This is a genomic window from Veillonella dispar (assembly GCF_937975875.1).
Lineage (GTDB): Bacteria > Bacillota > Negativicutes > Veillonellales > Veillonellaceae > Veillonella > Veillonella dispar_B.
The window spans coordinates 1-12,055 of record NZ_CALJSP010000030.1; the positions used below are offsets into that span (position 1 = coordinate 1).

Consider the following 12,055-nt stretch of genomic DNA (forward strand, 5'->3'; position numbering starts at 1 on the left):
TATTAGCGATACAAAACCACCTGGAGCTACATTGAGATAGTAGGATCCGAAGAGGCCGATAATCATGGCTAGCAAACTAAATCCAATAGAACAGAGTAATGTCGTTCTAAATCCTTTTTCTAGTTGTAATGCTGACGCTACAGGTAAGGCAATCATAGCACTTAATACGAGAACACCAACGATTTTAATAGAAATGGATACGGCTGCAGCCATCAAGATAGCAAAGATATAATTGATAAAATCAACCTTAACACCTGCTACGCGCGCGGCTTCTTCATCATAGGCGATGTAGAGGAGTGAGTTATATAAGAAATATAAGGTTAAAACAGATAGAATAGTTAGGGCTGCAATGCTGATCATATCTGTAGTGTTTACGGTTAAGATGCTACCGAAGAAGAACACATTAGCATTAGCTTTCAACTTTCCTGAACTAATTAGCGTAATAGCGGTACCAATACTAAGTGACAAGATGATGGTTAGGATCAAATCGAGATGGTGGGAAAAGTATTTCCGCAAGAACTCGATGAGGGCACCGCAAATAGCAGTAAAGATGAAAGCCCCTAAGATAGGATTAGTATTTGTTAATAAGCCTAATGTAATACCTGCTAGCGATGCGTGGCTCATGGTATCGCCAATCATACTAGAACGGCGTAGAACCATGAAAATACCGATGCATGGACAGAGTAGAGAGATGCAGATGGCTACGAAGAAGGCATTTTGCATGAATTCATAACTAAACATGGTGCACCTCCTTAGCTGTAGTATCATCGGCCTGAGCCTGAGCCTGAGCCTGAGCCTGAGCCTGAGCCTGAGCCTGAGCCTGAGGTGTTACATCTGTAAAGCAAGCGCAGTTTTCATGATCTATCGGATTGCGTCCTGTGCTGTGCATGATTTCGCTAGCGTATTGTTCAGGAGAGCAAAGGTGACCTTGGCCGTTGGCAATGTGATAGATATTAGTTGAATTGGCTAGGGCCATTTCAAGGTTATGCTCTACGGAGATGATTGTAATATGGTGTACTTGGTTTAACTCGCGCAAAAGGGCGTAGATGCCTTCTTGGCTTTTTCGGTCGATACCAGTTGATGGCTCATCGAGTATGATAAGGTCGGGACTGCCGATGAGGGCACGCGCGATAGATACGCGTTGCGCTTGACCACCTGATAGTTTACTGATTAAACGGTCTTTGAACTCCGTCATATTGGTAAGCTCTAATACGCGATCTACTTCATGTTTATCTTTAATCTTGAGCAGTTTACGATAAGAATCGAGTATTTCTTTTACTGTAATAGGGAAGCCTGCATGAGAAAAATCGTTTTTCTGGGATACATAGCGAATGTTGTTTGTATTTCGTTTGATAGAGCCTTTTACAGGTGTTAGGAAACCTAAAATGAGGCGCAGAAGGGTACTTTTACCAGACCCATTGTCCCCAACGATGGATATATAATCACCACTGTGAATATGTAAGTTAAGGTCATTCAACACATAAGGTGGCTGACCTTGGTAGGAAAAATAAAGATGTTCTATGGATAACATATAAAAACCACTTTTCTAATTGACAAAATCTTGAGTAAGTTTATACTATAACTATATTACAAATGCAACTGAGTCGCAACTGCAACTAAAGAATGGTTACTATTCTATGAAAGCATAGCGATCAGGATTTCACAAAGGAGGACTACGATGGTCAAGAAGCTGGTTTTGTTAATGATAGGCATTATGATGGCTGCTTTATTTGCAGGCTGTGGTAATGATGCACCGAAGGAACAAGCAGGTAAGAAGATCCAAGTGGTAACAAGTTTTAACGCAATGGCTGAATTTGCAAAGGCTATTGGTGGTGACAAGGTAGAGGTATCTACTATTATTCCAGATGGCGTAGAGCCACATGATTTCGAGTTGAAACCTGAAAATATGAAACAATTGGCAACAGCTCAAGTATTCGTGTACAACGGTTTTGGTATGGAACCTTGGGCACAACAAGCGATTGATGCGGCTAAAAATAGCAAACTCATCACTGTTGTTGCTACAGATGGCGTAGAAGCTATCAAAAATACTGATCCTGAAGAAATTAAAGAACATGGTGCAGAAGATCCTCACGCATGGTTATCTTTGAAAAATGCAAAAATCGAAGTAAAAAATATTAAAGACGCTTTCGTAAAAGCTGACCCAGCAAACAAAGATTACTATGAAAAGAATTATAATGAATATGTTGCTAAATTAGATGCAATGATCAAAAAATACGAAGATCAATTCGCTAAAGCTCCTCATAAAAACTTCGTTACTGGTCATGCAGCATTTGCGTACCTATGTCGTGACTTTGGTTTGGAACAAAATAGTGTAGAAGATGTATTTGCTGAAGGCGAACCAAATGCAGCGCAATTGGCAGAACTCATCAAGTATTGTAAAGAAAACAATATCACTACTATCTTCGCAGAAGAAATGGCTAGCCCAGAAGTATCCAAGACTTTGGCAAGCGAAGTTGGTGCTAAGGTAGAAACTATTTACACAATCGAAAGTAACGAAGATAATAAAACATACTTAGAACGTATGGATGAAAACCTTACAAAAATTGCAGCATCTTTGAAATAAGATGAATGAAAAGCAGCCCTTGTTGGGCTGCTTTTTTAGTTCTATTCATTGTTCGTAATGTTTAAAGTTGTAATAACTATAATTTTTGTATCTATAGTATAATATATAATGAAAATAAATAAAAAGGAGGTCCAATATGGTTATCACTAATAGATTGGGGATTGCCGATTCCCCAACATTGGCTAGAGAAGAAGAACGAATTAGTAAAAAAGCGGCAACAACATTGTTTGAAGAAAACTTACTTAATGATATGCCTAGTGGTACGTGGACTACCTTGCAAAGAATCCATACTATATTATTCCAAGATATATATGATTTTGCTGGTGCATTACGAAGTGTGAATATTGCTAAAGGCAATTTCCGCTTTGTTCCTGTCATGTATCTTGCTGAAGCAGTTAGAACCATTGAAGATATGCCCCAATCTACCTTTGATGAAATTGTAGAAAAGTATGTTGAAATGAATGTAGCTCATCCTTTTAGAGAAGGTAATGGGCGTAGCATGCGATTATGGCTTGATCATATGTTGTGTACAGAATTACAAAAGACCATCGATTGGAGTCAGGTGGATAAAGAGCAATATTTGTCTGCTATGGAACGAAGTCCAGTATATGACCTAGAAATAAAAACTGTTCTAGCTAAGGCACTTACGAGTGATATCAATAATCGAGAACTATTTATGAAAGGCCTTGACCATAGTTATTATTTTGAAGGATATCAATTATTTAAAAGTGAAGACTTATAAGGTATAGAATTATGAATGGTATGTTTGGCCCATATATAGAAAAATGGATGCGTTTTATTACTGTTAAAAATATGTTGTTATTAGCTGTGACATCAGCAATCATAGCCGATATAGGGTTATATATATTAACGCTAATTTTCCCAAAGAGTCCATTTTTTAAAACATTTATTTGGGAGGTTATAGGCCCTATAGAACTTGAAGCAGTTCCTCTTATAGGATATATACTTGGAATTGTAGCGTTTGTTCTTGTATCTTCTGGTATTTTATATGGTATTTTTAAGGTCTTTAAGGGGCAGGTTACATATAAGCAACTTGTGGCAGACATGCTTTTAAATAGTTGTATTACTAGTTGGATTCATTTAATCTTTGTACTTTTTGCTGCGCCTATTTATCTTTTCTTGGATTTACATGCTAAAGGCGGATCCGGTGGATTAAGCACCATAGAACTATTTAATGTCATTATCATGGCGCAACTGATGTCTAAGCAATTTGGATTGAGTCCTTGGATAACTGGTATTGCATTTTATATCGTATCCTTTATCTTTGGCATAGGTGGCATTATGTTATCTATGTCTCTTTAAATACATATGTAATGGAAATGTTGATAGATGCTATTAGGTGTCTATCAACTTTTTTATTACTATATTTGTTTGCATAATTTACAATAAATTTATATTTAATTTAAAAGTGTATTATGATACAATGATAGAAATATATGTGCTTTTGATGTATTTGGAGGGGAACATATGGAACGAAAATGGTATTTAGATCTTTGGGCACTTATTAGAGCGCCATTTAAACGTGGCATTCCAGAGATTGTTGAATTTGGTACAACTCAACGAGGGTTTGCATGTGCCATGGGTATGCTTGTTATTAGTATGCTTGTGAGTTGGATTATACAAGCGGGCATGTCCTATTCCCTAGGTGCTTCACCTTTACAGCTAGGAGCTGCGTTGGGAGTTATGGCTGGGGCAGGCTTTTTTGCACTAGTCTTTTATGCATTAATTGCATTTGCTATATTAGCCATTTATTCAGTGCTCTTTAGTTCAGTGGCTAATAAATTTGGTGCTCATACTAATTATGAGTCTATACTAAAGATTTGTTGGTATGAAAGTGCATATTCTATGTTCATATCCCTTGTTTTATCGATTATTCAAGTGATTTTGATTCTTATCATTCAAGGGTTAAGCTTAGATATTTACGCAGATGAGACTCTTTTGTATATCATTAGTTTCACCTATATTATTTTAGAAATTGTGTTATACATTTGGTATTTCTGGTTGAGCTTAACACTTATGGCACGTCAAATCGAAAAGGGACGTCTAGCAACATTTGGTATTGGGCTTTTGGCATCTTTAATTCCAGTAGTCCTTATTGGTATTTTGGTAGGCATGGTTATGCTTGCTACATCTAGATAATTACATAGTATGAAAAATATGAAAGCAAGGTATGAATATACCTTGCTTTTGTGCTATAATGATGAACAGAGTATGAATTAAAAATAAAATAATTGTTATAAATTCGTAATCGTTGTGTTGTGTTATGCATCATTCTATATAGAATGGTGCTATTCTTGTTGTGTAAAAGGTGGTGAGAGGCATGATGGGAGGTTTATTAGAGTTCGTTTATCGCTTATTAAACCCCATTGAAGAAAAACATCCGCGCATGTACCACTATGATGTTACCTATGGTCAGCTTGTATGGATGCTGGTATTGTCCCTCATATGTTATCAATTTACCATCGTTGGTGAAAGCGTCTATTTAGACGCTATACGCGCATTTATACGTAATTCATCGCTTTTGGTAAAGTGGCAATTGTTTTCACTTCCAGTAGGGCAGCATGAAATACAAGTCTTTTTTGAGCAGCTAAGTAAACCTCGTGAGTTTTGGAATGTAGGTCGTTTTACGTGGGTGATTTTAAAAGCGGCGCTTATGTCTGGTATCTTGATAGGTTACGCTATGTTGCAAAAGCGTAAGTTTTACATTCGCGGCGTAGTAACTGGTGTTTTACACATGATGGCCTTTGCTCAACTAGTAGTAGCTATGATTACTCTTACGGCAGGGATTATGTTGATCCTTACGTCCATACCAATTTTATTGCAAGCCATTATTGGGTTTTGCATGATTGTTTTATGCATTCTTAGTACTGTATTGCTACTACAGACCATGGGGCGTATAGCCGGAGCATGTATTAATGGCAGTTTTTATGAAGGACTAAGCATTATGTTAATCGCTATTTTAGCATCACTATTATGTGAAGTGCTATATACATTAACTCGATAATATATGAGGAGTATTATGACTTGGTATAAGGACATATTACATTTATTTACAAAATTGAGTGACAGATCCTTTCAAAATATTATTAGAAATGGAACCTATACTCGAGCTATACTAAATCTTATAATATCTACAATTGTATTATATGTGATGACCTATGCTTTGCCGTTCATAGTGAAAGCTGTGTCTCCCGCATTAGGAATAAAACGCATGACTGGTCTCACACATTTTGATCTGGTTAGTGCTTTGGCAAATGCATCATTTTTAATTTTTCAAATTATCATAGGTGCCTTTGTTATATGGCGATTACTAGTATTGCTAGGTGGTACTGGGACCTATAGGGGCGTGATGCGAAACTATATCTATGGCTTAGCTTATACGAATGCACTGCGTACCGTAGTATTAGTGTTGATCCATATAGTGGGGCTCATATTATTTTATCTATCTATGCCGAAATATGTAGGGGATATGGCCTATCTTGTAACCATGTTTAGTCAGTATTATGCTGTCTTTATTGGGGCCCAGCTCATGCGCCGCTATGTGGAACTAGGTATCGTAAAAACATATATTATTATGTTTATTGTGGCGTTGCTATCAGTGTCAGTATTGCCTCATTGGATCCGATTTGTACATACCCTAGTTAAATAATATAAGATAATAATGTAGTATAACCGCAAGATGAAAGTCTTGCGGTTTTTTTATCGTTTAATTTATATTAAAATTAATTATATATAATTTAAATCTGGGAATTTATGATATAATTAATTCTATAGTGTAGTTGAGAGCGGAGTTAGTTATGGATACGACATTTTTACGAGAAATATCCCTGCTGGTGCGTTCACCGAAGAAGGGAATCGATGAAATCTTCTGGTTTGGTACCCTTGAAAAGGGTATTAAAGCTGGCCTTGCCGGTTGGTGTGCCACTCATATTTTAGGCTTTGCCTTAGGTATTGTATTATTACCGCTAGCCATGACCTTTGGAGGTTTTTTATTTGGCTTTATACCAGCTGTATATGGCATATTTTCTATATTGAGAGAGATTTTAGGCCTTGGAATCTATTGGTTTGTAGGTAGCTTTATACTTTGGAAATTACTGAGCGTTCTTTTAGAGCGTGAATTTGATTTCCAGCAAGTATTAATGGGCACTGCCTATGTGGAAGGCTATACAGGAGCACTTGGATTAGCATTAATTTTGGTATCTATTATTTGCATTTATATTACGCCATTTTTAATGATCCTATTAGTTCCCCTAGCATTAGCTTACGTTGGTGCCGTTATCTACGTAGCTGTCATGCTTTTATCTCGGATTATGAAAGTAGAGCCTATCACTGTAGGCGCTGTATATATAGTTCTATATATTATTAACCTTTTATATAACTGGATTATGCGCATACTCTTTGCGTAAATACATAAAACCTCCTAGTTTTATACTAGGAGGTTTTTATTGCTTTGAATGAAATTTTAGTAAAAGTAGTTTGTCATTATTGAAGAGAATCATAATGTTGTAATAGTAGTTCTACATTGTCTTCATCGTATTCGATTTGTTGGGACCATCTTGCGACTTGTTTAAGCGGTGAACCCTCTATAGCACTTGTGATTAGTATGTATTCTACACCATCTCTTGCGTAGGAGAGGATAGATTCCAAAGAATAGTCTGCTAGCATATCGATTTGACGGTATAAGATGTATTGAAACACCTTGTTGAATAGCCTCATATCGTGATTTGCTGTATAGCTTTGTACAGAGGTAGTTAGTTTATTTATGTCATGAGATAATGTATTAATTTGTGCAGTCCATTCTTCATCGATAGGCTCTGTGGTACCGTATAGATGTAATAGATTTGTATAATACTGTACATCAGGATTTGGAGCATATTGAAAAAGTGCTGGATCTATATCAAGGGCTAATAGTTCAAATATGTTTTGAATAGTTAAACATTCGTCAGGACTAAACTCACCATCATCGTCTTCAATGGTAAAGATTACCTGATCAGATTGAGTATCCTCTGCGAGTAGTTCAACCGATGCTTCACAGGATAGACCCACCCCACATAGTTCGAGGTCTTCAATATATTTATAGAATCGTGGATGCATGTGGCATGTATCGCATAGGCCTTCTTCACCGAGTTCGAGCACAACCTTACAGAGACCGTTTTCATTGAGTAACGGACACATTGGTTGTGCCTTAGAAAATACGAAATGGCTACCCTCATCATCCACAGTGATAGCTTGGCGTAAGCTTTCACCAAGAGGGCCTGTCATGGTGTGATAGCGTTCAGCAGTAGTCTCGTCGATATCGATGGTCCAAAGTTGACAACATGTATTTTCACATCGATCTGCTTTGCATTGAAATGTGTGATATATGGTAGGATATAATGAAATCATAATCGTCTCACTTGTAGTAAAAAATATTCTACGTGCATTGTATCATAGGGGAGTTGTCTATGCATTAATATTATAAATAAAGATTAATAAATCGTATCGATTTAGTGTATAATTGTATATATACACACTATGGTCCTGTTTGAGAGATGGAGGAGCCTATGAAATCCTTATTTGTAAAAGGTAGCCTTGTATTAGCCTTGGCAGCAGTGTTTGGTATGCCAAATGCAAGTGCAGCCCATTTAGTAGCGGTAGAACCAACTGTTGCCGTTGTTGATGGAAACCATGCAGCGATTGTAGGTGCCAATGGTTTATTAAATGCATTTATTCAGAATCATCCAAATGCAGCTATCACAGAAATCGCCTTTGATGCGGATGGTGGTCAAATTAGATATGATGTAGATGGTTTTGATGAAAGTGGCAAATATGAACTTACGTATATCTATGCCACAAATCAAATCTTTGAAAAACGTGAAGGTGACTTCCATAAATCTTTAAAGAAAAAATCCTTTGATCCTCGTGAAATCTTACCGCCAGCAGCGGTAGTTAATTTTGCGTATGCTCAAACGCAAGGCAAAGCGACAAGCCTTAATGGGTGGTCTGTACAGTATGATAAAGGTAAAATAGTATACAAAGTTAGCTTCGGTACAGAAGGTGACAAAGAGGTAGATGTACGAATTGATGCTATGAATGGTACTTTATTATCTGTTAAATTTGATGATTAAACCTTTCTATAATTAGTAAATACAACTTAATAGTTAAGGGCTTATTATTTTAAATATAACAATTAAACTCCTTAAAACTGTCTTTTTTGTAGTAAATGATAGTTTTAAGGAGCTTTTTTTGTGAAAGTTTGCTCATGAAATGGGATGTTTAGATTATGAGAAGTGCAATGAGAGGCCGTGGTTCCTTTATACATGGGATATATAGCTTTTTAGATTTGGTTCATATAATACTTAATTGTAAATCGAATACTATAGAATTTCATTTAAATTACATATAAATTCATTTTAGACTCACGCCAAAATAAGCTGGACCGATGGGTTCTACATTTTTATTTCATAGATTATGGATAATATGTGTCCAGTCAAAGGACAGAACTCAAATATATCGGGAATTTCCAGACTATATATCTACAGTCCACGCTAGATATATGTTTTGGAACTATAACGATAACACCGAGTTGGTTAAAAATATATATGCGTGATTTTGCATATATATGGATTATCAAGGAGGATATTATGAAAAAATCTATTTTGAAAAGTAGTATTGCTTTAGCAGTAGCTGGCGTATTTGGTGCTACTGTAGCAGTAACAGCAGCTGAACAAGCAACACCAGTTCCTGTAACTCAAGAGGTAACAGCTACTGCAGCTCCTGTCGCAGAACCTGCTACGCATCAAGTAGTTCCTACCATTCAAGTGACTCCAGCAGCTAAAGATACTACACCAGTTCCAACAGCAACTCAAGATGTAAAAGCTCCAGTTGCTCAAGACACTGTAGTTCCAGCAGCAGCTAATCCAGCAGCAGCAACTCCTACAATTGAAACTGCAGCTGTGGCAAAAGCTCCTAGCGAAGCTAAAGTAGTGCGTGCAGCAGATAAAAAAGTAGAAGCTAATAAAGAAGAAAAAAATACTAAAAAAGCGCAAGCACACAAAGCGCCTAAAGTAAAAGCTGACAAAGCAGTTAAAGCTGATAAAGCTGTAAAAGAAACTAAAGAAGTAAAAGCAGATAAAAAAGCTGACAAAAAAGAAACTACTAAAGAGGAAAAAAAAACTCTAAAAGTGGAAAATCACAACCTAGCACAACAAGTAAGCAAGCAGGCGTAGTCGATCAAAATAGTATTTTCGTAATTGGTGCGAATTATTTAATCGATCAATTTGAAAATAAATATGGCGACTCTAAGATTACTAATGTATCCTTCAAAGCTGCCGATAAAACTGCTATTTATGAAGTAGACGGTTTCAATACTAGTGGTGCCCATTCCATGACTCTAGATGTGGCATCTGGTAATGTAACTGAAGGTACTCCTAAAGCATATGATGCATCTATGGAAGCTAGTGCTATTGATGCTGGTACTGTGTTACCTCCACATGTGGCGATCAATGCAGCCTTCGCACAAACTGGCAATGTAGCAACTGGTATTAACTCTTGGTCTGTAGCAAACCAAAACGGTAAACCTATTTATACTGTAGAGTTCCATGATGCACAAAATAAACCTGTATCCATCGTATTGGATGCAAAAACAGGTATGGCAGTAAAATAAGTTAATCCATATCCTATGCCACTGTAAAGCAAACCCCTTTAATACACGAACACTAAACACACAAAACTATACACACACATACTTACACACATACACAATACACTTACACACAATAAACAATTACACACGCAGCCCTCTGGATTGGATAGACAAACATTGACTCTCTCCTATGCCGTCTGTCGTTCAGAGGGCCCCTTATGCATTGTGGTTCCCTCCCAATCATAAGATTATATACTTGGTATATAATACTCTCTCTCACAATAAGAACGTAACTGCTTTACAGTACGCTAGGTATAGGGGAGCAGGAAAGCCCGTAATACATGTAGACCGCTGCATGTATTACGGGCTTTTTCTAGATGATTTTTATACGTTTAGAATATGTCTAGATAATTTTAATATAAACATATACGAGTCAGTTGTATAAAGGCAAATATATAAAAGAGCAGATACTATAATGTATCTGCTCTTTTACTTATATGAATTTATTTTCTAAAAGTATTTAGCCTTTTATATGTATTGTCTAGGTACGCGCTCTGAGAAACCACAGAAGATTTCATATGGAATCGTAGAGGCAAGGGCAGCAATCTCGAGGGCAGAGATGCTTTCATGACCTTGAGAACCTAAGAGCACAACCTTATCACCAGGTTGTACAGTAATTGTATCAGGCACGGCCACCATGAATTGGTCCATACAGATGCGGCCCACTACAGGACAACGTGTACCATGAATAAGGACCGTACCTCGGTTAGATAAGCTGCGAGGATAGCCATCTGCATATCCCACAGGGATGGTAGCAATCGTCATTGGTTCAGGTGTTACATAGGTAGATCCATAGCCAATGCCTTCGCCAGCTTCCAAATGCTGTACATGTACTACTTCGCTATGGAAGGAGAGAACTGGCTTCAAACCTAATCGATTTGGTACATCAAGGGATGGCATAATACCGTATTGAATAATGCCAGGACGTGCATCGGTAAATAAGCTATCTTTTACAGATAATAACCCAGCACTATTGGCAAGGGAGAATCGATAATCCGCATCAGGTCTAAAGGCACGGATTTCGTCTACCATTTTATGGAATTTTTGTGCCTGCCCATGAGCGTGGCTTTGATCGGCCGCATCAGCGTTACTCATATGAGAGAAGAAACCGTCTACTTCAAGGTTTTCATAGGACTCAACACGTTTTATAAACTCCACAGCATCCTCTGGTTTAATACCAATACGATGCATGCCTGTATCAACAGCAACAGCAACGCGAATAATCATATCGTGATTTTCTGCTACTTTATCGAGCGCCTCCAAATCTGTAGATTCACATACGGCAGGAATGGAATTGGTGTCTGCTACAAGCTCAAATGATTGTGGCCGTGTGAGACCTAGTAGGTAGATTGGTACCATAATACCTGCATTGCGAAGTGGCACAGACTCTTCAGGAATGGCAACGGCTAAGGATTCATAACCTTCCTCAACGGCTATACGGCCCATCATAACGCTGCCGTGGCCATAGCCATTGGCCTTGATAACAGCTGTAGATGTGCTCCATTCCGGTAAACTATCTTTAATTTTGCGCAAGTTCTCGCGAACGAGACTTGTATTTATGGTCAAATAGGTGGGTCTCATGGTATTCCTCAATTCTATATAACATTACTTTTATTTTATAACTTTTGGGGAATTAAACAATACTTTTGTGAAAGTTTTATACAGAAATTCTGTTTTTATGATTTTATACATATATTATATACAATAAATGTGAAAGTATACTAATTAATATAGTTCTCCGTGATATTAATAGTATAAATTTATAT

14 protein-coding genes are annotated in these 12,055 nt (G+C 37.2%); 10 read left to right on the top strand and 4 right to left on the bottom strand.

Annotation, left to right across the window (positions count from 1 at the left end):
- On the bottom strand, positions 1–741 hold a 741-nt coding region (locus tag Q7P05_RS01160), incomplete at its 3' end, for a metal ABC transporter permease (protein WP_303930112.1).
- A complete protein-coding gene (locus Q7P05_RS01165) occupies positions 734–1,531 on the bottom strand; it encodes a metal ABC transporter ATP-binding protein (RefSeq protein ID WP_303930113.1) in 798 nt (265 codons plus the stop codon). The genes Q7P05_RS01160 and Q7P05_RS01165, both read right to left, overlap by 8 nt.
- 147 nt (positions 1,532–1,678) lie before the next feature.
- Between Q7P05_RS01165 and Q7P05_RS01170 the strand changes: the two genes are divergently transcribed.
- The 7 genes from Q7P05_RS01170 to Q7P05_RS01200 all read left to right on the top strand — a co-directional run bounded on the left by Q7P05_RS01170 (position 1,679) and on the right by Q7P05_RS01200 (position 7,011).
- Positions 1,679–2,584: a metal ABC transporter substrate-binding protein gene (locus tag Q7P05_RS01170; protein ID WP_295782069.1), complete on the top strand. Its 906-nt coding sequence runs from the start codon at positions 1,679–1,681 to the stop codon at positions 2,582–2,584.
- Between the two features lie 136 nt (positions 2,585–2,720).
- Complete coding sequence (fic, locus tag Q7P05_RS01175; RefSeq protein ID WP_303930114.1) at positions 2,721–3,326, top strand: protein adenylyltransferase Fic; 606 nt, start codon at positions 2,721–2,723, stop codon at positions 3,324–3,326.
- An 11-nt stretch (positions 3,327–3,337) separates the two neighbouring features.
- Entirely contained in the window at positions 3,338–3,907 is a 570-nt protein-coding gene (locus tag Q7P05_RS01180) for a hypothetical protein (RefSeq protein ID WP_303930115.1), read from the top strand.
- A 165-nt stretch (positions 3,908–4,072) separates the two neighbouring features.
- Positions 4,073–4,744, top strand: a complete 672-nt coding sequence (locus Q7P05_RS01185) for a hypothetical protein (RefSeq protein WP_105090097.1) — start codon at positions 4,073–4,075, stop codon at positions 4,742–4,744.
- A 181-nt stretch (positions 4,745–4,925) separates the two neighbouring features.
- Positions 4,926–5,609, top strand: coding sequence for a hypothetical protein (locus tag Q7P05_RS01190; RefSeq protein WP_178884337.1), 684 nt, complete (start codon positions 4,926–4,928; stop codon positions 5,607–5,609).
- 144 nt (positions 5,610–5,753) lie between these two features.
- Positions 5,754–6,254 (top strand): hypothetical protein, encoded by a 501-nt coding sequence (locus Q7P05_RS01195; RefSeq protein ID WP_303930116.1) that lies wholly within the window; start codon positions 5,754–5,756, stop codon positions 6,252–6,254.
- Between the two features lie 148 nt (positions 6,255–6,402).
- A complete protein-coding gene (locus Q7P05_RS01200) occupies positions 6,403–7,011 on the top strand; it encodes a hypothetical protein (RefSeq protein WP_303930117.1) in 609 nt (202 codons plus the stop codon).
- Positions 7,012–7,087: 76 nt separating this feature from the next.
- On the opposite strand, the gene fliB is transcribed toward Q7P05_RS01200, so the two are convergent.
- A complete protein-coding gene (fliB, locus tag Q7P05_RS01205) occupies positions 7,088–7,990 on the bottom strand; it encodes a flagellin lysine-N-methylase (RefSeq protein WP_303930118.1) in 903 nt (300 codons plus the stop codon).
- Between the two features lie 158 nt (positions 7,991–8,148).
- On the opposite strand from fliB, the gene Q7P05_RS01210 reads away from it, so the two are divergent.
- From Q7P05_RS01210 to Q7P05_RS01220, 3 genes are all read left to right on the top strand, one after another.
- Positions 8,149–8,712, top strand: coding sequence for a PepSY domain-containing protein (locus Q7P05_RS01210; RefSeq protein ID WP_187359568.1), 564 nt, complete (start codon positions 8,149–8,151; stop codon positions 8,710–8,712).
- 516 nt (positions 8,713–9,228) lie between these two features.
- Positions 9,229–9,813, top strand: coding sequence for a ribonuclease E (locus Q7P05_RS01215; protein ID WP_303930120.1), 585 nt, complete (start codon positions 9,229–9,231; stop codon positions 9,811–9,813).
- 158 nt (positions 9,814–9,971) lie between these two features.
- On the top strand, positions 9,972–10,250 hold the full coding sequence (locus Q7P05_RS01220) for a PepSY domain-containing protein (protein ID WP_105090104.1): 279 nt from the start codon (positions 9,972–9,974) through the stop codon (positions 10,248–10,250).
- A gap of 507 nt (positions 10,251–10,757) precedes the next feature.
- Here Q7P05_RS01220 and alr read toward each other — a convergent pair.
- Positions 10,758–11,870: an alanine racemase gene (gene alr / locus Q7P05_RS01225; RefSeq protein WP_005387690.1), complete on the bottom strand. Its 1,113-nt coding sequence runs from the start codon at positions 11,868–11,870 to the stop codon at positions 10,758–10,760.
- Positions 11,871–12,055: the final 185 nt, after the last annotated feature.